Origin of the sequence: Rothia sp. HMSC069C04, assembly GCF_001812895.1 — a bacterium.
In the GTDB taxonomy this organism is placed as follows: domain Bacteria; phylum Actinomycetota; class Actinomycetes; order Actinomycetales; family Micrococcaceae; genus Rothia.
Window position 1 is genome coordinate 1,995 of the sequence record NZ_KV810736.1, and the last position, 22,498, is coordinate 24,492.

Here is a 22,498-nt window from a genome sequence, read left to right on the forward strand (position 1 = left end):
CGGAGAGCGTCCGTGTGACACCCTGAGGGCGCTTCCGGAAAACACGGCGCACCAGCCTAAACTTCCAGCCACCAAGCAACACGCTAAACCGCGACAGCCCTCCCCCGCCCCACACGCAAAACACCAACCACCAAGCAACAGGCTAAAAGGCGACAGTCCTCCCCCGCCCCAGTTCGCTAGGCACGGGGCGCACACCCAAACCACCGCGCAGCTACCGCAACCCCGGCGGGATAACGTGCCCCTGCCGAACCCGCAGAAACCATCTGAGGAATCGGTGTCGTCCGTAGTGACATCAGGGTGTCCGAGCTCTGCGAGGACAGGTCCCCTGTAGGAACGAGGACGAACACCGATTCCTCAACCCATGAAGACTGCTTTTCAAGGGGAACGCAAAAATCCCGCCGATTCCTAAGAATCAGCGGGATTTTCTTTGAAGTGCGCCCCCTGGGACTCGAACCCAGAACCCATTGATTAAGAGTCAATTGCTCTGCCAATTGAGCTAGAGGCGCTTATTTATTTTTCAGGGTTTCCCCTGCAACAAGTAAATACTATACGGCATTTTATAGACACCCGCAACTCAAGTGAGCATGAAATGCATCACATATTTGTTGAGTGTTGTTGTTCAGCTTGAAACAGCAAGAATCCGGCGCCCACCTCCTCCCCTGTGCGGGATGAGAGGTGGAACGCCGGATTCTTAGAAAGCTATTGCTGAGCTACCGTTTAGCGAGCGACGGAACCTTCGGTGTAGTCGTCGTCTGCAGTGTTCCAGGAGAACAGCTCGCGCAGCTTGCGGCCGGTTGCCTCGATGGGGTGTGCCTCGCCCTTTGCGCGCAGTGCCTTGAACTCGGGTGCGCCTGCAGCCTGGTCTTCCATGAAGCGCTTTGCGAAGTTGCCGTTCTGGATGTCTGCCAGGACAGCCTTCATGTTTTCCTTGACCTCGGGGGAGATCACGCGGGGGCCGGAGACGTAGTCGCCGTACTCTGCGGTGTCGGAGATGGACCAACGCTGCTTAGCGATGCCGCCCTCGATCATCAGGTCAACGATGAGCTTGAGCTCGTGCAGCACCTCGAAGTATGCGATTTCGGGCTGGTAGCCAGCCTCGGTCAGGACCTCGAAGCCGTACTGGACGAGCTGGGAGGTGGCGCCACAGAGGACTGCCTGCTCGCCGAACAGGTCGGACTCGGTCTCTTCGGTAAAGGTGGTCTTGATGACGCCTGCGCGGGTTGCACCCAGTGCCTTTGCGTAGGACAGTGCCAGTGCGAGTGCTTCGCCGGATGCGTCCTTCTCGACTGCGACCAGGGCGGGAACGCCGCGGCCTGCTTCGTATTCGCGGCGGACGGTGTGGCCGGGGCCCTTGGGGGCGACCATTGCCACGTCGACACCCTCGGGTGCGGTGATGTAGCCGAAGCGGATGTTGAAGCCGTGTGCGAAGAACAGTGCGTTGCCGGGCTTGAGGTTCGGCTCGATGCTCTCTGCGTAGACCTTTGCCTGGACCTGGTCCGGGGTCAGGATCATGATGACGTCTGCTTCTGCTGCTGCTTCTGCAACGGTTGCAACGCGCAGGCCTTCTGCCTCAGCCTTAGCACGGGACTTGGAGCCCTCGGACAGACCGACGATGACCTTCACGCCGGAGTCACGCAGGTTCAGTGCGTGTGCGTGGCCCTGGGAGCCGTAACCGATAACTGCTACGGTGCGGCCCTGGATCAGGGAGAGGTCTGCGTCGTCGTTGTAGAAAATGGTTGCTGCCATTTCTTCTCCTCAGTAAGTTTGGTATGCGGCCCAGACTGGGCTCAACATTGACTATTCTACTTGATAGCTTTTGGGGTGCGGGTTTACGAGAGCACTTCTCAGATTTTGGCTGGAAGTATTTGTGCCCTGCATGGTCGGGGGTACAGGGGTTTACTGTACCGGGGTTTACCATATCTGGCGCTCCCCCGCCCGCACTGCGAATACGTGTGTTTCGGTTGTGCGGGCGGGAGAACTGCTACGGGAATGTAGCGTCAGGTATTTTGTGCTAGATGCGCTCGCTCATAGCGCGCGGGCCACGTGCCAGGCCGATGGTGCCTGCGCGAACAATTTCACGAACACCGTAAGGCTCCAGAACATCCAGCAGTGCGTTGAGCTTCTCCTGGGAGCCGGTTGCCTCGATGACAAGGGACTCGGGGGAAACGTCGATCACGGATGCGCGGAACAGGTCAGCTGCCTGAACGATCTGCAGGCGGACTACGGGGTCTGCCTTGACCTTGATCAGGATGTGGTCGCGCTGGGTGGAGGAGTCGGCGGGAAGCTCGACGACCTTCAGCACGTGAACAAGCTTGTTCAGCTGCTTGGTGATCTGCTCGATGGTGTGGGCGTCACCCTCGGTCACGACGGTGATGCGGGAAACACCGGGGTTTTCGGTGGGGCCCACAGCCAGGGAGAGGATGTTGAACAGTCGGCGGGAGAACAGACCGGAGACGCGGGTGAGAACGCCCGGCTTATCTTCTACCAGAACGGACAGAGTGTGCTGAGACATTAGTTCTCTCCCTCACGATCGAACTCGGGCGAAGTGTTCTTCGCAATCCAAATCTTGTCATTAGAAACGCCTGCCGGGACCATGGGCCAGACCAGGGCGTGGGGGCTGACGGTGAAGTCAATGACCACGGGGCGGTCGTTGATTTCGAGGGCAGCCTTGATGGTTGCGTCCACGTCTTCGTCGCGTTCGCAGCGGAAGGTTGCGCAGCCGTATGCTTCGCCGAGCTTGACGAAGTCGGGGATGCGTACGGTGCCGTGGCCGTCCTTCAGGTCGGTGTTGGAGTAGCGCTCGTTGTAGAACAGAGTCTGCCACTGGCGCACCATGCCGAGGGAGGAGTTGTTGATGATGGCAACCTTGACGGGGATGTTGTTCTGTGCGCAGGTGACCAGTTCCTGGTTGGTCATCTGGAAGCAGCCGTCACCGTCGATGATCCACACGGTGGAGTCGGGGTGTGCAACCTTTGCACCCATGCCGGCAGGAACGCCGTAGCCCATGGTGCCGAGGCCTGCAGAGCTGATGAAGTGACGGGGGCTCTCCTGCTGGATGTAGTGTGCACCCCACATCTGGTGCTGGCCAACGCCGGTGACGTAGTATGCGTCGGGGCCGGTGAGAGCGCTGATGCGCTCGAGGACGTATTCGGGCGAGCCGAGGCCATCGTTGGGCTTCTCGTAGCCGAGCGGGTAATCCTTGCGGATGACGTTCAGCTCGTTCCACCATTCGGTGAGGTTCGGCAGCTGGTCTGCGAACTCGGTGGAGAGCAGGTCGGTCAGCTCGGGCAGCACGTACTTGAGGTCGCCGACGATCGGCACGTCTGCGAAGCGGATCTTCGAGATTTCTGCCGGGTCAACGTCAATGTGGATGACCTTAGCCTCGGGTGCGAAGGAGTCGAGCTTACCGGTGACGCGGTCGTCGAAGCGTGCGCCGAGGGTAATCAGCAGGTCAGACTTCTGCATTGCGGCGACGGCGGGGACGGTGCCGTGCATGCCGGGCATGCCGAGGTTCTGGGGGTCAGAGTCGGGGAATGCACCGATAGCGTTCAGGGTGGTGACGACGGGTGCGCCGATGAGCTTAGCCAGCTTGTGGAACTCTTCGGAAGCACCTGCGCGGACCAGACCACCGCCGACGTAGAAGACGGGGCGCTTGGATTCGGTGATGAACTTTGCAGCTTCGTGAATCTGCTTGGAGTGGCCGCGGGTGACGGGGGTGTAACCGCGCAGCTCCAGGTCCTCAGGAATGCCGCGGTATTCCATCATGCCGACCTGTGCGTCCTTGGTGACGTCCACGAGCACGGGGCCGGGGCGGCCGGTGGATGCAATGTGGAATGCTGCTGCGAGCGCGCGGGGGATGTCCTGCGGGTCGGTGATCATGAAGGAGTGCTTGGAGATGGGCATTGCCATGCCGACGATGTCAGCTTCCTGGAATGCGTCAGAGCCCAGCAGCTTAGTGGACACCTGGCCGGTGATTGCGACGAGGGGGACGGAGTCCATGTTTGCGTCTGCGATTGCGGTCAGCAGGTTGGTTGCGCCGGGGCCGGAGGTTGCAATGCACACGCCGGTCTTGCCGCTGGACACTGCGTAGCCCTGAGCGGCGTGGCCTGCACCCTGCTCGTGGCGGACCAGGATGTGGCGGACCTTCTTGGAATCGTACAGGGGGTCATAGGTCGGCAGAATGGCTCCACCAGGCAGGCCGAATACGTCAGTCACACCCAGGTCTTCGAGGGTGCGGACGATTGCCTGAGAACCGGTCATGCGTTCTGCGGGAGCGTTTGCCGCGTCATCAGAAGTGGAAAATCCCATAGTCATGGAAATGCCTCGTGTCTTAATGGTTCTTCGTTGTACTCAATGTTCTGCGTGGGGTTTGTGTGATCCTCACGCATCCTATGCCCGGGGGTACCAAGCTATAAAAAATGCCCCTCGCTGTTGGTGGTAGCGGTAGGGGCGCTCAGTCGCAGTGAATAGACCCTGCCACTCGCCCTAGGCGACGTCGACAAGGTTTAGAATTCGCTGGAACATTGCTGTCTTCACCCTTCTATGGTGCGCCCCAAGAGGGGGTGAGTCAAATCTCTATCGGGCAACACACCCGTTTTTGTTCATAAAGGCGCAGGTCGGATACTTTCTTTCATGATGTGGACACATTGCACTTGTTTACACATTCCCACGTGTTCATTTGAACAGGTGAGAAAAACTCGCATTTTTGGACGTCATGGCGCGTAATATGTGCGAATACTCGTGACCTTCGTTGGTTGCCCCGGTAGACTGATGCTATGACCGAACCGATTATCACGGTCGCTGATGAGCTGACCGAAGCAAGTAAGTACGCAGAGGTTATCGACCCCCGTAACTCTGTTGAGAGTAGCGAGTTTTTGACGGGTGAGGAACTCATTCGGGTTCTGCACCCGGTTTTTGACGAGCAGATTATTAATTACGGTGCATACAATTTGGTGTATGCGACGGGCCGTGCGGTTTACCGTAATCCTGATTTGGCGTTGCATCAGTCTCCTGATCAGCAGCATTTTATTGTTGGGTATCAGGATGCGCCTGATGAGGTGATTATTGCTCCGGTGAATTTGCCGGCATTGACGCCTGCGGGTACGGCTACGACGATTGATAATACGAATGCTCTGCATGCGTATCGTGTGGGTGATGATGCGGTGACGCTTGAGTCGGTGAATGGCAGCTCGTTTTATTTGTCGTTTGAGGATAATGCTGAGGTGGCGACTCGTTTTGGTGTTGGCCTGTTGGAGCAGGGTAAGGACGTGGAGGATTTCCGTGAGTTTGTGACGCGGATTTGGCCGGTCCTGTAACGGAGACTTTTCGTGCTGGATGCCCGCTGCAACTCTTAGGGTTGCGGCGGGCTTTCGCATGCCCACACCCCGCTACGTTGACCGCTTGAGGGGCGGTGCACGTCCTCGCTCCTACAGGGGCACCCGCCCTCGCTTCGCTTCGGGCACCCTGATGTCGCTACGGACGGCACCGACGCCTCTGCGCACACCAGACTAGCTATCTCGCAAAAGCCTGAAAGGCGACAGCCCTCCCCCGCCCCACACACAAAACACCAAACCACCAAGCAACACACTAAAAGGCGACAGCCCTCCCCCCGCCCCAGTTCGCTAGGCACGGGGCGCACACACTGAACCACCGCGCAACCCAACGAACCGGCGGGATTCCACGAACCCCTGAACCACAGGACGTAAAGAGGAGCGGGGCGGCACATCGGTAGCGCGCCGCGTTTTCCGGATGCGCCCTCAGGGTGTCATACGGACGCTCTCCGCAGCGAAGCAAGGAGGAGCGGAGCGTCCGGGTGACGGGTGCCCCTGCGTAGGCGCGGAGGAAACATGCGGCGCGCGTCATCTGAAACAAAGCCGGACACAAGCTCCTCAAACCCAAAAACTGTATTTATTCGGGGAACGCAAAAATCCCGCCGATTCCGAAGAATCAGCGGGATTTTCTGTGAAGTGCGCCCCCTGGGACTCGAACCCAGAACCCATTGATTAAGAGTCAATTGCTCTGCCAATTGAGCTAGAGGCGCTTATTTGTTTTTCAAGGTTTCCCTTGCAACAGAAAAATACTATACGCGAGTTTTCATGGTGTGCGCAAGTTGATTCAGGGTGAGCCTGGACACATTGTTTGGGTGGGGTGTGTGGGACACTAGACTGTGTGTATTGCACGGGGCGCATCCGCCCTTGGTACGGTGTGGGGCGCATCCGCCCCTCCCCTAGTTTTTGTTGTTTTGAGGAGTTATTGATGAGTGTTCGTCTTGAGCCGGGTACTCCGGCACCTGCTTTTACCCTTTCTGACGCGTCGGGTGTGGAGCACAGCCTGAGCGATTATGCGGGTAGCAAGGTGATTTTGTATTTCTACCCGAAGGCTTCGACTCCGGGTTGCACGAAGGAGGCGTGCGATTTCCGCGATAATTTGGCGTCGTTGAAGTCGTTGGGTTACGTGGTGTTGGGTGTTTCTCCGGATTCGCCGGCGGCTATTGCCCGTTTTGTGGAGAAGGAGTCGTTGACGTTCCCGCTGCTGTCTGATGCTGATCATGCGGTGGCTGAGGCGTATGGTGCGTGGGGTGAGAAGAAGAATTACGGCAAGGTGTATGAGGGCCTGATTCGTTCGACGTTTGTGATTGATGAGCAGGGTGTTATTTCTGTGGCTCAGTACAATGTGCGTGCGACTGGCCATGTGGCGAAGTTGCGTCGTGATTTGGGTATTGACCCGAAGTAGGGTCACGTTTTCTGGGGTTTGCGTATCGCTGTTCTACTGCTTCTTGAGGGGCTGTTGTTCGGCGTGTTTGCAGGCTTTTTGCCCTATGGGGGCTTCTTTTAAGGCTTGGAGAACCTTGGTTCCTGGTGTACACTAATTTTTTGTTGCCTCAGACGCATGCATCTTCGGATGTGGGGTGACGCTACGCGCGAGTGGTGAAATTGGCAGACACGCAGGATTTAGGTTCCTGTGCCTTATGGCGTGGGGGTTCAAGTCCCCCCTCGCGCACACACATTCACATTGGGCCCGCCGTCACGGTTTTCGTGGCGGCGGGTTCTCTTGTATGCGCCTTGCCGGGGTGGGTGTGTCTCGCCCGGTTGGGTGTTGAACCGTTATCCTGAGAGATAAGCATCCGCGACGGAAGAGAGGACCCTCCCGTGCAGCATCAGCCTTATGCATCGTCAGCTGTTGGCAATTCTGATGCGCTGCTTCGAGCCACTGTCGGCTCGAGTGGCTTGAGTCGACGCGCCGTTTTGCGTTTTGGCGCACTTTTTAGTGCTGGTTTGGCGCTTTCTGCGTGTTCTGGTCAGTCTTCTGCTGGTTCGTCTGCTGGGTCTTCGGCGAGTGCGTCGTCTGCTGATGCGCGTCGTGTGTTCCGTTTTGCGCAGGGTGCGGCGCCGTTGGGTTTGGATCCGGCGTTGTTTCCTGTGGCGAGTACGTATCAGGTGACGGCGCAGGTTTTGCAGACGTTGTTGGTGGCGAATCATTACACGGGTGATCCTGAGGTTCAGGATTCTTTGTGTAGTGCGTGGACGGTTTCTGATGACCGTTTGGTGCATACGTTTGTGTTGCGTGAGGCGCATTTTAGTAACGGTTCTGCGTTGACTGCGGATGCTGTGGTGCAGAATTTCCAGAGGTGGCAGGCGTTGGCTACGGGTGAGGGTACTGCAGCTCATGCGGTGCCTGCTCAGCCTTTGTTTGCGTGGGGTTTTGGTGTGCCGAAGCCGGGTTCTATTGATCCTTCGGCGGTGGAGCCTGCGCCTGTTCAGGCGTCTCCGTCGGGTGCGACGACTCCGTCAGCAAGTGCTTCCCCGTCTGCTTCTGCGAGTGCTTCTGAGACCGCCTCCCCGAGCACTTCCCCGTCGGCTTCTGCTTCTTCTGATGCCGCTACCCCGAGCGCCTCTGCGAGCGCTCATGCTGCTACTCAGCCGGATGATAAGAAGACCAGCAAGAAGGCGGATGCTCAGTCGTCTGCGGTGCAGTCGTTCTTGCCGCTGGTTTCGTCGGTGGTGGCGAAGGATAACTCTGTGGTGGTGACGCTGTCGCGTCCTTCGTTGGCGTTCCCGCGTATCTTGACGCAGCAGGCGTTCGGCATTATTGATCCTTCGCTTTTTGGTGCTGATCAGAAGCTGACGGGCAACCCGGTGGGTACGGGTGCGTTCCTTGTGGATTCTTTCAAGGACGGCACGGTGCGTCTGCTGAAGAATACTCATTTTGACGGTCAGGCACCTGAGCTGGATGAGATTCAGATTTCGACCCTCACTTCGTCGGATAAGCGTTATTTTGCGCTGATGGAGGGTCATATTGATGCGTGTGATCAGGTGAATTCTTCTGATCTGGGTCAGTTGGCGCGTGATGGTTATCAGACGCCGGGCCGTGACCCGTTCTCGCTGGTGTATTTGAGCCTGAATACGGCGCATCCGGTGTTGAAGAATATTTCGGTGCGCCGCGCTATTTCGCATGCGGTGGACCGTGGCGCGCTGCGTCAGTATTACCCGCAGGGCACCTCGGATGCGCAGACGCTGATTTCGCCGTCGTTCCGTATTAAGGCTGATGACGCGAAGGATTACACGGACCGCAATCAGGATACGGCGCGCTCGCTGTTGGCGGCGGCGGGGTACGACAATCAGGTGATTGAGTGCTACTACCCTGCTGACGTTTCTCTGCCGTGGATGGATACTCCTCAGAAGGTGTATTCGGAGATGGTGGCTTCGCTGATTGAGGTGGGTTTGAATATTAAGCCGGTGCCTCTGCCGTGGGCTGAGTATCTGCCGAAGAGCCGCGAGGTTTCTTCTGAACGCGGTATTACGCTGGCCGGTTTCTACGGCATGTACCGTGACCCGTACGCATTCTTTGGCCCGGTGTTGGCGCCGCTGATTGCTGAGCATCAGGTGCGTTCGTTGATTGCGAATGCGCCGTCGGATATGACGACTGGTTTGACGAAGAAGAGTTCTGATGTGCCGTCGTCGGGTGGTGCGAATTCGAATGTGCGGATTTCTGCGACTCCGAGCCCGCAGCCGAGTTATTCGCCGGACCCGTTGACGCCTGAGGAGGAGGCTTCGGCTTCTGCTTCGCCGAGCCCGTCGGCGTCGCCTTCGCCGCAGCCTACTGCTGTGGCGGTTGCGCCGTCGCCTCGTTTTACGGAGATTTTGGAGGCGATTCGTACCGCGGATTCTGCCGATTCGGTGGATTCGCAGCGCGAGTTGTATGCGAAGGTTGTGTCTCAGCTGGGTCAGTTCATGCCGGCGGTTCCGTTGCTGAATGTGACGTCGAAGGTGGCGGTGAGCCGTGAGGTTCAGGGCTATCAGACGGAGCAGAATGCGATTGAGCTGTTCGGTAAGCTGCGCAAGTCGTAGCCTGCGTTTTTAGCTTTTGCGGAAAGGGGTGCATCCCGATTGGGGTGCGCCCCTTTCGCCGTGTTTGGGGCTTTCGTGGGGCTTTCGGTGAGCGGGTGGGCGGGTATTTCTGGAGCTGCTTTCGGGTTGTTGCCGGCGGGTGTAGCAAATGCATGCGATTACGGGTCTTTTCGACCCTAAGAGATTTATTGATATGAACTGCAACACTCTCTCTCGTTTTGTGGATTCTGACTATGCCAACCCCACTAAAAGGGGTAGGCTAGATGATGTACCCCACATTCACTGTGCCCAGGCCGGGCACCCGCACCCCTAAGGGAGAATTCAGTGGTAGCACGTACTGAACGAACCGACGTCGTCCTGGTCGGCGGCGGCATCATGAGCGCCACCCTCGGCGTGTTCCTCAAGGAACTCGAACCGACCTGGAACATCGTCCTGCTCGAACGCCTCGACAAGGCCGCTCAGGAATCCTCCAACCCCTGGAATAACGCAGGTACCGGCCACTCGGCACTGTGCGAACTCAACTACGCACCCGCTGGCCCCGACGGCACCGTCTCGGCAGCTAAGGCGCTGAACATTAACGAGCAGTTCCAGATTTCCCGCCAGTTCTGGGCATCCCTGGTTGAAGAGAAGATTCTGGGCAACGCAGACTTCATTAACCCGGTCCCCCACATGTCCCTGGTCTTCGGTGAGGACCACTCCAAGTACCTGGCAGCACGCTACGACTCCTTCCGCAAGGAGAAGCTCTTCGAGCGCATGGAATTCTCCACCGAGCGCGAGAAGATTGGCGAGTGGGCACCGCTGACCGTCAACGGCCGCAAGGGCAACGAGCCGATCGCCGCAACCTGGTCCCCCGAAGGTACCGACGTTGACTTCGGCGCCCTCACCCAGCAGATGATTGACCACCTGCAGACCAAGGGTGTTGAGGTTCGCTACGGCTACCAGGTCACCAACCTGAACCGCGAGTCCAACGGCTCCTGGACCGTTGACGCTATCAACCGCATCAACAAGGAAGAGCCGCTGACCATCAACGCGAAGTTCGTCTTCCTCGGTGCCGGTGGTGGCGCCCTGCACCTGCTGCAGAAGTCCGGCATTGAAGAGGGTAAGGGCTACGGCGGCTTCCCCGTTTCCGGCCTGTTCCTGCGCAACACCCACGAGGCCACCGCAAACCAGCACAACGCTAAGGTGTACGGTCAGGCTTCGGTGGGCGCTCCTCCCATGTCCGTGCCGCACCTGGACACCCGCTACGTGGACGGCAAGCGCGCCCTCATGTTCGGCCCCTACGCAGGTTTCAAGACCAACTTCCTGAAGCAGGGCTCCCTGTTGGATCTGCCGCTGTCCCTGCGCCCGCACAACATCTACCCGATGACCCGCGCAGGCATCGACAACCTGTCCCTGGTCAAGTACCTGCTCTCCGAGCTGGTCAAGGACAAGAACGCACGCCTGGAGTCGCTGTACCAGTACTACCCCGAGGCTGTTGGCGGCGAGTGGGAGCTCATCGAGGCTGGCCAGCGCGTCCAGATTATGAAGAAGGACGCAAAGAAGGGCGGTATCCTGCAGTTCGGTACCGAGGTTGTCTCCGCAGCGGACGGCTCCATCGCGGCTCTGCTGGGTGCATCCCCCGGTGCTTCCACCGCGGCTCCGATTATGCTGAACCTGCTGGCTAAGTGCTTCCCCTCCAAGATTGCCGGTTGGGAGCCTCGCCTGAAGGAGCTCATCCCCGGTTACGGCGTGAAGCTCAACGATAACCACGACCTGGCTGATGAGCTGATGGCTCACACCGCTAAGGTTCTGGGTATTCACAACTAGTTTTCAGTTAGGCTCAGCAGGTAGCTTTATACCCTAGCTGACAAGCCTTTTTTGAGGCTTTTCGGGGCGGTTACCCTCTCTAACTGACCGACAGGTCAGCTATCTGCACTCGCAGAAAAATGCGGGAGGGTTAGAAAACCCTATAATGTCACCGCAGGGGCGGGAAGGACAGCTCATTGTTCTCCTCGCCCCTTCTGTGCGCCCACACGCTGAAGCTCATAGGCGCACCACTGTGTACACCCCACTCATTCAAGGAGCCCCATTGGCTGCACACACCGGCTCTTCCACGGACACCTCCTCAACCCAGGTACCCGCCGGAGCTCGACGCGGTCTCTTCTCCCGCAAGCAGAAGCCCGCTGACCCCAAGTACGTCAGCGTCAAGCTGCGCGACTTCCCCAAGGGCAGCATCCTCTACATTCTGCGCCGTGCCATCTACAAATTCGGCGCAAACGGCGGCACCGACATGGCGGCAGCACTCACCTACTTCACCGTGCTGTCCATCTTCCCCGCCCTGCTGGCGATCGTCTCCCTGCTAGGCGTATTCGGTCACGGTGAGGAAAGCGCCGCCGTCATCCTCGCCTTCCTCAAGGACAACGCGCCCGCCCAGATGTACGCCATTATGGAAGACCCCATCAAGCAGATTACCGGCGACCATGGCGCAGGCCTGGTGCTGTTGACCGGTATCCTCAGTGCGCTCTGGTCCGCCTCCGGGTACACCGGATCCTTCGGCCGAGCTCTCAACACGGTCTACAACGTGCGTGAAGGCCGCCCCGGCTGGATTCTCAAGCCGCTGAACGTCTTCGTCACCGCCGTGATTATCATCCTCGTGGTACTCATGATGCTCATGATGCTGCTGGGTGTAACCGTCCTGGACATGGTCGGTCAGTACGTGCCCGCGACCGTCGACATGGAGCTCATCAAGCTCATCTGGCTGAACGGCCGCTGGGTGCTGATTCTGTTCATGGCAATCGCCCTGATCACTCTACTCTACGCCGCCACCCCGAACGTGCGCCGCTTCAAACAGTGGAAACTCTCCCCCGGTGCGGCGCTCGCCCTCTTCGGCATGGGCCTGGGCGGTTTCGGCTTCACCCTCTACGCCAACAACTTCAGCAAGTACAACGCCACCTACGGCCTGATCGGTGGTGTGATTGTGATGCTGCTGTTCATCTGGATCATGAACAATATGCTTCTCTTCGGCGCGCATCTGGACGCCGAAATCATGCTCATGCGCCAGATTATCGCTGGCGATGACGACCACGGCCACCTGAAGGTGCAGCCGCGCAGCACCTCCGCATCGCGTGCACTGAAGGCACGCCAGGAACGCCTCATGTCCGCCGGACGCGAATTGCAGCAGCAGGCGGCAGGCCAGGGCATGCTCCCCAAGCCGAAGGGCCCCTCCATTGCGGATCGCGTGCAGAAGGCGGTGGACACTAACACCACCATGATTCGCACGTTCATTGCCGACGGCAAGGAACGACTCGACAACGGCAAGGAACAGTTGCAGAAGAAGCAGGCGAAGGCTGATACCGCCGAGGCTCAGGCTTCTGAGGCAACCGCGGCGAAGGCAGAAGCGAGCGCAAAGGCTGAACCTCAGCAGGAGGCGCTCTTCGACCTGGGCACCGATAACTCAACCGGTGCGGCCAAGAAGAACTAAGCGGTAGCTCAGCTGAGCGCGTACCGCCTCAACCTTTCAAAGGGCGCAGGACAGAAACCCTGCGCTGGTCACTAAGATAGAACTATGACCAGTGCAGAATTCTCTCCCGCGCCCTTTGCCGTACCCAATGCTGTTGTACCAGGCACTACCCTGCCCGACCTCGAGTACACCCTCTACCAGCCGCAGCAGCTCAAAAGCCGCGTCCCCGCCCTCATGCTTCACGGCTTCGCCACCCGCGGCGAACAGCTCTACGGCGGCACCAGCTGGATCCGCCAATACCTGCGCGCCGGATACCCCGTGCTGATTGTTACCCTGCCCTACCACTCAGACGAATACCTCAAAGACCCCGAATCCATGCACGCCGTCGACTGCAAACTCCCCGACAACACGAGCGTGCGCAGCCGCACAATTCCGTTCGATTCGGTGCCCCCTGTCGATGCGGCAGGTCAGCCGCTGACCCCCATGCACCTGTTCACCAACCTGCTCGCCCAGCTGCTGCGCACCGTCGCCACCGAGAACGACCTCGGCGTTGAACTGGAGCCCCGCGCGCACGTTATTGGCTTCTCCTTCGGCGCCCGCGTCGGCTGGGAACTCGCCCTCACCCACCCGGAGGCAGTCGCATCCCTCACCCTGGGCGGCCTGCCCCTACACGACCACCTCATTACCCTGCGCGCCATGCTCGAAGCGCACGAGGGAACCAGCGCCTCCGCGAGTGCAGAAACCCCGGCGGCAGACTCCACCGACGAGGCGATTGCCTCCTTCACCTCGATTATTGACAACTCCCCCATTCAACCCGACGCGCTGCTGAAGTTCGTGAGGATTCCCTTCGGCCCGTTCTTCGACGTGCCCGCCCTGCGTGCCGGATCCCCCAACCTACCTGCGGGTCACCCGGGCGCGCATCCGCACGCACCCATCGCGGTCGTGCTCGGTGACTCGGACACCATCGCCGCCGACGGAGCGGAACTCTACGACATGGTGCGCGGCAACAATCCGCTTAACCGCTTCATCTCCCTGGCCGGCCGCGACCACGTGAACGCACTGACCTCGGGCGCGTTCCGACGCGGTGCGCTCGCCTTTGCGGCAGAGGTGGAGGCGGCAGAGTAAGTAGCCGCAGACTACGCGGGTTCCGGGAGGAGTAAGAGACAACGTCATAAAACGTCACATTCACCTGGGGGCTTCACGCTCAGCCCCGGGGTGCATCAGGTATGCCTTAGCTCTTAGAATGGGAACGTATCAAAAAACCTTTATCTGCGGTTGAGGCTCAACCGCGCCCAGCAAAGGAGCACCATGCACAAGGTTAAGGCTGTCGTAGCCCTCGCCCAGGACGCACCCGTCACCGTCACCACCATCAACGTACCCGACCCCGGCAAGGGCGAAGCACTCGTCAAGGTCCTCACCTGCGGCGTCTGCCAGACCGACCACCACTACGTCACCGGCGGCGTTGGCCAGGACTTCCCCTACCTGCTCGGCCACGAGTCCGCAGGTATCGTTGAGGCTGTCGGCGATGACGTCACCGACATCGCCCCCGGCGACCTGGTCATCCTCAACTGGCGTGCCGTCTGCGGCGAATGCCGCGCATGCCGCAAGGGCCAGCCGCAGTACTGCTTCGCAACCCACAACGCAACCCAGAAGATGACCCTCGAGGACGGTACCGAACTCACCCCCGCACTGGGTATCGGCTCCTTCGCTGAGAAGACCCTCGTCGCAGCTGGCCAGTGCACCAAGATCACCGCTGACATCAGCCCCGAACAGTACGCAGCCATCGGTCTGCTCGGCTGCGGCGTCACCGCAGGTCTGGGCGCTGTGCTGAACACCGGTGAGCTCAAGCGCGGCGAGTCCGTGGCAGTCATCGGCTGTGGCGGCGTCGGCACCGCAGCAATCGCAGGCGCACAGCTCGGTGGCGCAACCACCATCATCGCCGTCGACATCGACGAGGATAAGCTGGCACGCGCACGCGAACACGGCGCAACCCACACCGTGAACTCCTCCAAGGTCGACCCCGTCGAGGCCATCAAGGAACTCACCGGCGGCTTCGGTGCAGACCTCGTCATCGACGCTGTCGGCATCGCCCCCACCTTCAAGCAGGCATTCGAAGCACGCGACCTGGCTGGCCGCGTCGTCCTCGTCGGCGTGCCCGCACCCGGCACCACTTGGGACATCCCGCTGGATGAGGTGTTCGGCCGCGGCGGCTCCATCAAGAGCGCATGGTACGGCGACACCCTGCCCTCCCGCGACTTCCCCGAATTCGTGGACCAGTACCTGCTCGGCCGCCTCGACCTGGACGGCTTCGTCTCCGAGCGCATCCGCCTCGAAGACGTCAACGAAGCATTCGAAACCATGAAGACCGGCCGCGTGCTGCGCTCGGTCGTGGAACTCTAGGAGCGTAGCGTGAGCGAACGTATTGAACGAGTCGTCACCTCCGGCACCTTCTCGCTGGACGGCGGCTGCTGGGACGTCGACAACAACGTCTGGATCATCGGCAATGACTCCTCCGTGATCATCATTGACCCCGCCCACGACGTCGACAAGATCTCCCGCACCGTCGCAGGCCGCACCGTGGAGAAGATTCTGCTGACCCACGCCCACGACGACCACATCCGCAGCGCCAAGGAGGCGGCAGAACGCTTCGGCGCACCCGTCTACCTGAACCCCGCAGACCGTGTGCTCTGGGAAATGGTGTACCCTTCCTGGGACTTCGACCACGAACTCGCTGACGGCGATGTACTGCGCATCGGCGACACCGAACTGAAGGTCCTCGCCACCCCCGGCCATTCCCCCGGCTCCGTGTGCTTCTACGCACCCACCCTCAGCTGGGAAAACAGCGAAGGCGTCGTCTTCTCCGGCGACACCCTCTTCAACGGCGGCCCCGGCGCAACCGGACGCTCCTACAGCGACTTCGACACCATCATCGAGTCGATCTCGACCCGCCTGCTGACCCTGCCCGCGTCCACCGCGGTCCTCACCGGCCACGGCGACAGCACCGGCATCGGTCTGGAGGCGCCCGAGCTTCCTGCATGGATCAAGCGCGGTCACTAAACTGTAGCCTCACGCTGAAGTTCACAGGCTGAGGCTCTCACACCGAGGTTCTCAGGCCGAGGCTCACCACAAACCGAGCACGGTACACAAAAGGCGGATGCCCCACCACCTGCAGAAGGTGGCGGGTCATCCGCCTTTTATCGCGCGCTCATCACGCTCAAGCTACCGGCAAGGAACTAGCAGCAACCCAAACTAGCCGCGTTCCGTCTCAGCCAAAGGAGCCAACTGCTCCTCATGCTCCTCACGCCACAAGTAGCCGTACAAATGACCCAACGCAAAATACAGCGTCGCAATAATCACCGGCACCATAAACGCATTACGGTAATACGGAGCGTCACCCATATAGCCGCCCCACATACTACCCATCGCAAGACCAATACCCAGCATCGAGCGGGTAAAGAAGCTCGCCTGCGCATCAGGAATATGCTTGAGCGAACGGTTCAGCCACAGCTCATGACCGCCAAACGCCACACCCAGCACCGCACCACACAGCACCAACGCATAGAAAATCGTGGACGTATCATCACTCGCCGGCAAATACAGGGCACCCATAATCAGCAGAACGCCGCTCACCAACCAACCATGCCACGGGTTCACCGAACGGGCACCCAAAACCACGGGGAAAGACACAAGCACCATCGCGCCGGTACCGGTCGCAACCATCGCCATGAACAAGTTCATCGAACCGTGAATCAGCGAGAAGCCCAGCAGACCCGAACCGACCGCGCCCATACACGCACCCAGCAGCACCAGACCAAGAATCAACACCACCGTCTGCTTATTCGGACGGACCAGATTCTTCGGCGGAGACATGCGAATACGCGAAATATCCGGCAGCCACATCGGCGCGGCCAGAACCACAATGAACAGTAGCGCATCCAGAATCATCGTGATCCAGAAGCCCGCATACTCATGATTCGGGGTGAGGTACGCATCGCCCAGCCGCACCAGCAGAGCAGCCAGCGGGTACATCGACAGGTTCGCCGTCGTCCCCCAAGAAACAGCTGTCGACAAGCGAACATCACTGTACTTATAGTTGCGGCGGTACAGCGACTCCAACGCAAACGGCGTCCACGGCGGAGTCGTAAAACCCATCGCCACGCAAGAGAGCGCATGGTATGTCGTACTCACGTTATTCGGGTCAACCGTCAAACGCCAACCAATGACCAGCATATTCAGCACCGCAGCAATATTCAGCACCGACGTAATCGCCAGCAACGCCCTCAAACCCAGGGCACGCACCAGCATCGGGCCGAGCATAATCTGCACCGAATACGCGCCAGCAAACGCCGCCACCGCATAGCCGCCATCATGCACACTACCCAGGTGGCTCGCCAACAGAATATACAGCGCAAACGCCGAAGAAGCCGCCGGAATATGGAACAGAATCGTCAACACATTACGGGCAAAGCCCTCATCACGGAGCACACCGCGCAGATGGTAACGCTGCTCCTTACCGTTACGCAGGAACAACGCCCAATGCTGACGCAAAATATCCGGCACCGAGGCGTTCGTATTAACCTCATCCGCAGTAGGAACCGGTCGCGGCGGCAACTCCTGCAACACGTGCTCGTTACTGCGCACCACATCCGTCAGGGAGGTGCCCGGAACCGTCGGAATGCCTGTACCCGAAGCACTCAACCTATCCGAGGTATCGGGGGCGGGTGCCACCTTCATGGTGCGCGGAGGAACCTTCGGCGCGGATGCGTTAGTGTGCGCATCAGCCGAAGGTTCCACACGATACGTTGAATTCGGTGCCCTGTCCTGAGGTGTCGAGGTCATCATCTCTTTCACGAATAAGCCGCCGGACATGCCATAACAGCAGCCCGGAAGCGAATTTATGCCTACTAGGAGTTTACCCTCACCGACGAGCCGTTCTGACCCTTTTCAACCACAATCTGGGCGGGAATACGGTTCTTCATCTCCTCCACATGCGAAATCAGGCCAATAGTGCGGCCACTATCACGCAGCGATTCGATTGTGCCCATCACCATGTCCAGAGTTTCAGCGTCCAACGTGCCAAAACCCTCATCAATGAAGAGGGTATCCAACTCGATACCGCCATTATTCGCCTGAACAACCTCAGCCAGACCCAACGCCAACGACAGCGACGCCAAGAACGACTCACCACCGGACAGCGACGACGCCTCACGCGGCTCACCCGTCCAAGTGTCAGTAATCTCAAGGTTCAGGCCGCCACCGGAACGGCTACCCTTCGCACGGTGATCACTGAACACCATGCCGTAGCGGCCCTCACTCATACGGTCCAAATGCAGCGACGCCGATTGCAGAATACGCTCAAACTCGGCACCCAGCACATAGCTGACCAGGTCAACCTGATGCTCATAACCGCCCAGAGTGTCACCGCGGGCAGCCGCCGCCAAGTTAGCCAACATCTGCGCACGGTCATAACGCTGCGCCGTCTGCGCACGGAACGCCGCATACTCGCCACGCAGAGCCTGCAAAGAACGCAGCACGCTCTCCCGCTCGCCCTCACGAAGAGTCAAACGGTGCGCCGCCGCACGCAGCTGCTCAACCCGCTCACGCACGCCCTGCAGATCATCCGGCGCCTGCTCACCAGCGGCAACACGAGCCGCCACCGCAACAATCGCCTCACGACCAAAGCCCTCAAGGAGGCGGGCATGCTCCAGCTCATACGCGGCAACAGCCTGCTCTAGGGCATCAACACGCTCGGGGGTGCGCACCGCCGCCTGCACCAGCTCAGCGCTCTCAAACGCAGACTCAGCCAGCAGACGCTGCGCCGCAGCAGCCGCCAGAGCATGACGCTCACGCGCCTGCCCCAACAGCAACACCGCACGAGCAAGACGCTGATGCGCCGCACGGTAGCCCTCCACAGCCTCAACACGCTGCGCAAAGCCCACCGCCGCACGAGCAGGCGCCAACTCAGCCGCAGCCGCCTCACAGCGCGCCGCAGCGTCGCGGTGACGAGTCTGAGCCTCAACCGCCGCGCCCTCAATGGTGCGTAGCGCCTCCTGAGCCTTCTGCCGTTCAGCCTGCACCCGCTCAACCTTCACCAGCACGCCGTCACGCGCGGTCACACGCGACTGAGCCTGCGCGAGGCGGGTCTGCGCCTGCTGCAGCTGGGCGGCGCTCTGCTCCACATCGCACTCGCCCTGAGCCGCCAGGGTCTCATACTGGGTGCGGGCGGCGGCGAGCGCCTCGGAGGCTTCCTGGTGCGCCTTGGTCGCCCGATCCTTAGCCAGCTCGTGGGTGCGCGCCTGCTTGTGAGCCTTGTCTTCACGCTCCTTGGCGGCGTCCAGGTCGGCACGCTCAACCAGCTGCTCGCCCTCGGCAATCTGTGCGGGGGCGGGGTGCTCGACCGAGCCGCAGACCGCGCAGGGTTCGCCGTCCTTGAGCTCGCGCGCCAGCAGCGAGGACGCCTGGGCGAGGCGCAGCACCTGCAGGTTCTTGAACTCCTCCGTGGCTACGAGCGCCTGCTGAGCCGAAGCCTGCCACTTTTCCTGCGCCTTCTGCTCGGCGGTGGCGGTGCGCTTGCTCTGTTTCTCAGCCTCAGCAACCGCTGCGGAGGCGGCATCGAGCTTCTGCTGCATCTGCTGAGCGGCATCGAGCTTCTGCTGCGCCTCAGTGACCAGGTGCGCGGCGAGGGTACGCTCTTCGTCGGCGGTACTGTAGCCGGCGAGTTCTTCGGCAAGCTGCTCGGCGGCGGCGGTCAGGTCGCTCAGGGTCTTTTCGGCACGCGCCTTGTCCTGCTCGAGGGCGTTCGCCTGCTTCAGCAGGGCGGCAACGGCGGCTTCCTCGTCGGTAAGCTGTGCGTCCTTCTTCTGCAGGGCGCGCAGGGTGTCGAGGAGCGCCTCGAGCTGGGTTTCCTGTTCAGCGGGCTCGAGCTCCGGGAGTGCGGCGAAGGTCGTCTCCTCGGGGAAGGTGACGTCTTCCGGGGTTTCCTCATCGCGCAGTGCCGCAAGCAGGGCGCGACCAGTATCATCCAGCGCGGATGCGCACGCCGCCTGGTCCTGTTGGCGGGCGGCGAGCGCCTGCGATTCGGTGTGGACCTGCGTGTACTGTGCGTGCAGGGGCGCGGCGGCACGCGCCTGCGCCAGCTCTTCACGATGCGCTTTGTGCTCGTCGGCGCGTTCGGTCAGGCGGGTGCGGCGTTCGCAGAGCTGCTCGTATTCGCGCCAGTCGGCCTGCAGTTGGGCGCGTTCGGCGAGCAGGCGGGTGTTCCGGTCGGCTTCGTTGGTGAGGCGCTGCTGTTCCTGCTTCTCGCGCACGGAGGTTTTGCGGGCGCGTTCTACTCCGCCGGCAACCCATGCGTCGAGGGTTTCGGCGGTGACATTCTCGGCAGTGACGTTCTCAGTGGTGAGGTTTTCGGAAGTCTCCGCCTCCACAGGGTCTTCGGTAGCGGAGCCCTCCCCTGCAGCATCTTCAGCGTCCGGATCCGCAACATCCAGTAGCGCCTGCAGGGCGAGCATTTCTACGCGGGCACGTTCAAGGTAGCCGCGCTGGGTGTTTTCGTCCTGGGCGACTTCCTGCTGGGCGGTTTTCGCTTCTTCGGTGAGTGCGGCGAAGAGCTGTTCGTAGTGTTCGACGGGGAACATCTTTTTGAGCAGTTCTTTGCGTTCTTTGGGCTTGGACTTGAGGAATTGCGCGAACTGGCCCTGCGGCAGGAGTACGACTTTGAGGAATTGTTCTTTGGTCAGGTGGGTGCGTTCGGCGATGGTGCGGTTGACTTCGGCGACGCTGCTGGAGATGGGGGTCCAGGCTTTTTCGTCGGTGGGGTCGGCGCCGGATGCGAGTTCGGCGAGGGTTGCTTTGGCGCTTTCTTCGCGCATCTGGCCTTTGCGGGCGCCGCGGGTGATGGGCTTGTTGTAGGCGGGGGTGCGGTCGATGCGCAGGCGCTTGCCGTGGAGGGTGACGTCGAGTAGCACGCGCGGTTTGGTGCCGCTGTGCACCGCGTAGGTGGAGTGCAGTTTGGCGGATTCGCGGTCGCTACTGGTTTCGCCGTAGAGGGCGTAGCAGATGGCGTCAAGGATGGTGGTTTTACCGGCACCGGTGGGGCCGTTGAGCAGGAATACGCCGGCGTTGTTGAGGGTGTCGAAGTTAATTTCTTGGCGCTTGGGGTATGCCATGAAGGCTTCGAATTCGAGGCTGTGCAGGATCATGCGTTGTCCTTGTGGCTTTTGATGTGGTCGCTGAGGGTGGTGATGACGTCGCGTTCTTCGCTGGTGAGGGGGCGGTTGCGTACGTATTGATGGAATTGGTCGAAGGTGTCGACGGGGTCGGCGTCGCGGGTGGGTTGTGCGGCGGCGGGTTTGTCGGCGGCGGGTTGGGTGCTGCGGTAGCTGAAGTGGGAGATGGTTTCGTAGCGGCTGCGCAGGCGGTCGACGGCGCCGACGGGTAGGGTTTCGTCGGTGAGTTCGATGCGGCAGTAGTAGCCGTGTTCGTAGTCGGTGTGTTCGGGGCTGTTGAGTAGCTGCTCCATGGTGCCGCGCAGGGTTTTCATATGTACGCGGGTTGCCCATTCGTGGCCGCTGATGGTGGGTTCTTCGCCGGGGTTGAGTTCGATGAGGTAGGCGCCGTTGCGGTTGTGTTCTTCGCTGAATGAGAAGCCGAGCGGGGAGCCGCTGTAGCGGATGGTGTGGGTGACGGGGTAGCGCTTGTGGATGTGGCCGAGGGCTACGTAGTCGAAGCCGTCGAAGAGGGAGGCGGGTACCCAGTCGATACCGCCGACGCTGATGTCGCGTTCGGAGTCGCTGCGGGGTGTGGTGTCTGCGCTGCCGGTGGTGTCGCTGACGGTTGCGTGGCTCATGACGATGATGCGGTCGGCACCTTCGCCGCGGGCGCGTCGTTCTGCGGCGTCGGCGCGGATGGCGTTGGTGACGGCGCCGAGGACCGCCTGGTGGGTGGGGTCAACGCCGAGGGCGGTGGCGTGAAGGCGCGGCGCGAGGTAGGGGATGGCGTAGACGTGCACGCGCTGGGTGCCGTCGGTGAGTTCGACGGGGCGGGTGGCGTCTTCGAGGCTGGTGCGCAGGTGCACGCCGGAGGCTTCGAAGAACGCGGCGCCGTAGCTGAGGCGGCGGAAGGAGTCGTGGTTGCCGGAGCTGAGGATGACGTGCACGCCAGCGCGCATGAGGCGGGTGAGTGCCTGGTCGAGCAGGGTGGTGCTTTCGGCGGTGGGGATGGTGCTGTCGTAGACGTCACCGCTGATGAGGAGGGTGTCGATACCTTCGGCGTGCACGTAGTTGAGCAGTTCGTCGATGAACTGCTGGTGTTCGCGGGTGAGGGGGCTGCGGTGGAAGGTGCGGCCGAGGTGCCAGTCGGAGGTGTGCAGAATCTTCATGGTTTCAGTATGGCACTGCGTCATGTTTTGCGCCTCGCAGTTCGTCATTCAGGGGTCGGAACCCACCACTGCGTAGGTGCTCATGCGGAGCGGGGGCTCCGTCCTCAAGGCGCCCCAGCGCCGCAGAGGGGGCACTCCCCCGCGAGCATGAGCGCAAAGCCGTTTTTGTCTAAGCCTCTCCATTCCCGGCGAGGAAGAGTAGCCAACCATCCTCGGCGTAGGTGCTCATGCGGAGCGGGGGCTCCGTCCCCGGTGTCTCCCCATCCGCGGAGTAGGCACCCCATCGCGGCGAAAGTGCTTATGCGGAGCGGGGGCTCCGTCCTCGAAGCGCCCCCA

At 60.7% G+C, this 22,498-nt stretch carries 14 protein-coding genes and 3 tRNA genes; 9 read left to right on the plus strand and 8 right to left on the minus strand.

Going from position 1 to position 22,498, the window contains the following annotated elements; all coding sequences use genetic code 11:
* Positions 1 to 433: 433 nt before the first annotated feature.
* From HMPREF2879_RS02710 to HMPREF2879_RS02725, 4 genes are all read right to left on the minus strand, one after another.
* Positions 434 to 506 (minus strand) — tRNA-Lys (locus HMPREF2879_RS02710).
* A gap of 211 nt (positions 507 to 717) precedes the next feature.
* Positions 718 to 1,746 carry a ketol-acid reductoisomerase gene (ilvC, locus tag HMPREF2879_RS02715; RefSeq protein ID WP_070593897.1) on the minus strand — a complete coding sequence of 343 codons (1,029 nt, stop codon included), beginning with the start codon at positions 1,744 to 1,746 and terminating at the stop codon, positions 718 to 720.
* A gap of 265 nt (positions 1,747 to 2,011) precedes the next feature.
* Entirely contained in the window at positions 2,012 to 2,512 is a 501-nt protein-coding gene (gene ilvN / locus HMPREF2879_RS02720) for an acetolactate synthase small subunit (protein WP_070593899.1), read from the minus strand.
* On the minus strand, positions 2,512 to 4,314 hold the full coding sequence (locus tag HMPREF2879_RS02725; RefSeq protein WP_070634763.1) for an acetolactate synthase large subunit: 1,803 nt from the start codon (positions 4,312 to 4,314) through the stop codon (positions 2,512 to 2,514). The genes ilvN and HMPREF2879_RS02725 overlap by 1 nt, the downstream gene beginning before the upstream one ends.
* A gap of 461 nt (positions 4,315 to 4,775) precedes the next feature.
* On the opposite strand from HMPREF2879_RS02725, the gene HMPREF2879_RS02730 reads away from it, so the two are divergent.
* Complete coding sequence (locus HMPREF2879_RS02730) at positions 4,776 to 5,315, plus strand: hypothetical protein (RefSeq protein WP_070634764.1); 540 nt, start codon at positions 4,776 to 4,778, stop codon at positions 5,313 to 5,315.
* 652 nt (positions 5,316 to 5,967) lie between these two features.
* Here HMPREF2879_RS02730 and HMPREF2879_RS02735 read toward each other — a convergent pair.
* Positions 5,968 to 6,040 (minus strand) — tRNA-Lys (locus tag HMPREF2879_RS02735).
* Between the two features lie 215 nt (positions 6,041 to 6,255).
* On the opposite strand from HMPREF2879_RS02735, the gene bcp reads away from it, so the two are divergent.
* The 8 genes from bcp to HMPREF2879_RS02775 all read left to right on the plus strand — a co-directional run bounded on the left by bcp (position 6,256) and on the right by HMPREF2879_RS02775 (position 15,843).
* Entirely contained in the window at positions 6,256 to 6,732 is a 477-nt protein-coding gene (bcp, locus tag HMPREF2879_RS02740; RefSeq protein ID WP_049346478.1) for a thioredoxin-dependent thiol peroxidase, read from the plus strand.
* A 185-nt stretch (positions 6,733 to 6,917) separates the two neighbouring features.
* Positions 6,918 to 6,999: transfer RNA gene (locus HMPREF2879_RS02745), tRNA-Leu, on the plus strand.
* Positions 7,000 to 7,148: 149 nt separating this feature from the next.
* The gene (locus HMPREF2879_RS02750) at positions 7,149 to 9,347 is read left to right on the plus strand and encodes an ABC transporter substrate-binding protein (RefSeq protein ID WP_070634765.1); all 2,199 of its coding nucleotides are present in this window, start codon (positions 7,149 to 7,151) and stop codon (positions 9,345 to 9,347) included.
* A 324-nt stretch (positions 9,348 to 9,671) separates the two neighbouring features.
* Positions 9,672 to 11,153: a malate:quinone oxidoreductase gene (locus HMPREF2879_RS02755; protein WP_049342152.1), complete on the plus strand. Its 1,482-nt coding sequence runs from the start codon at positions 9,672 to 9,674 to the stop codon at positions 11,151 to 11,153.
* A 262-nt stretch (positions 11,154 to 11,415) separates the two neighbouring features.
* Positions 11,416 to 12,807: a YihY/virulence factor BrkB family protein gene (locus HMPREF2879_RS02760; protein WP_070634766.1), complete on the plus strand. Its 1,392-nt coding sequence runs from the start codon at positions 11,416 to 11,418 to the stop codon at positions 12,805 to 12,807.
* Positions 12,808 to 12,891: 84 nt separating this feature from the next.
* Positions 12,892 to 13,911, plus strand: a complete 1,020-nt coding sequence (locus HMPREF2879_RS02765; RefSeq protein ID WP_070634509.1) for an alpha/beta fold hydrolase — start codon at positions 12,892 to 12,894, stop codon at positions 13,909 to 13,911.
* 183 nt (positions 13,912 to 14,094) lie between these two features.
* Complete coding sequence (locus HMPREF2879_RS02770; protein ID WP_005505506.1) at positions 14,095 to 15,186, plus strand: S-(hydroxymethyl)mycothiol dehydrogenase; 1,092 nt, start codon at positions 14,095 to 14,097, stop codon at positions 15,184 to 15,186.
* Positions 15,187 to 15,195: 9 nt separating this feature from the next.
* A complete protein-coding gene (locus tag HMPREF2879_RS02775; protein WP_005505505.1) occupies positions 15,196 to 15,843 on the plus strand; it encodes an MBL fold metallo-hydrolase in 648 nt (215 codons plus the stop codon).
* A 192-nt stretch (positions 15,844 to 16,035) separates the two neighbouring features.
* Here HMPREF2879_RS02775 and HMPREF2879_RS02780 read toward each other — a convergent pair whose 3' ends face one another.
* The 3 genes from HMPREF2879_RS02780 to HMPREF2879_RS02790 form a co-directional block, all read right to left on the minus strand.
* Positions 16,036 to 17,625, minus strand: coding sequence for an MFS transporter (locus tag HMPREF2879_RS02780; RefSeq protein WP_246822892.1), 1,590 nt, complete (start codon positions 17,623 to 17,625; stop codon positions 16,036 to 16,038).
* 65 nt (positions 17,626 to 17,690) lie between these two features.
* Complete coding sequence (locus HMPREF2879_RS02785) at positions 17,691 to 20,984, minus strand: AAA family ATPase (protein WP_070634767.1); 3,294 nt, start codon at positions 20,982 to 20,984, stop codon at positions 17,691 to 17,693.
* The gene (locus HMPREF2879_RS02790; protein WP_246822893.1) at positions 20,981 to 22,186 is read right to left on the minus strand and encodes an exonuclease SbcCD subunit D; all 1,206 of its coding nucleotides are present in this window, start codon (positions 22,184 to 22,186) and stop codon (positions 20,981 to 20,983) included. Before HMPREF2879_RS02790 ends, HMPREF2879_RS02785 begins: the two co-directional genes overlap by 4 nt.
* Positions 22,187 to 22,498 lie beyond the last annotated feature (312 nt).

Bases quoted from the DNA above. Each gene is read 5' to 3' on its own strand.
- ilvC (WP_070593897.1), bottom strand. From the start codon at position 1,746: ATGGCAGCAACCATTTTCTACAACGACGACGCAGACCTCTCCCTGATC.
- ilvN (WP_070593899.1), bottom strand. From the start codon at position 2,512: ATGTCTCAGCACACTCTGTCCGTTCTGGTAGAAGATAAGCCGGGCGTT.
- HMPREF2879_RS02725 (WP_070634763.1), bottom strand. From the start codon at position 4,314: ATGACTATGGGATTTTCCACTTCTGATGACGCGGCAAACGCTCCCGCA.
- HMPREF2879_RS02730 (WP_070634764.1), top strand. From the start codon at position 4,776: ATGACCGAACCGATTATCACGGTCGCTGATGAGCTGACCGAAGCAAGT.
- bcp (WP_049346478.1), top strand. From the start codon at position 6,256: ATGAGTGTTCGTCTTGAGCCGGGTACTCCGGCACCTGCTTTTACCCTT.
- HMPREF2879_RS02765 (WP_070634509.1), top strand. From the start codon at position 12,892: ATGACCAGTGCAGAATTCTCTCCCGCGCCCTTTGCCGTACCCAATGCT.
- HMPREF2879_RS02770 (WP_005505506.1), top strand. From the start codon at position 14,095: ATGCACAAGGTTAAGGCTGTCGTAGCCCTCGCCCAGGACGCACCCGTC.
- HMPREF2879_RS02780 (WP_246822892.1), bottom strand. From the start codon at position 17,625: ATGACCTCGACACCTCAGGACAGGGCACCGAATTCAACGTATCGTGTG.
- HMPREF2879_RS02785 (WP_070634767.1), bottom strand. From the start codon at position 20,984: ATGATCCTGCACAGCCTCGAATTCGAAGCCTTCATGGCATACCCCAAG.
- HMPREF2879_RS02790 (WP_246822893.1), bottom strand. From the start codon at position 22,186: ATGACGCAGTGCCATACTGAAACCATGAAGATTCTGCACACCTCCGAC.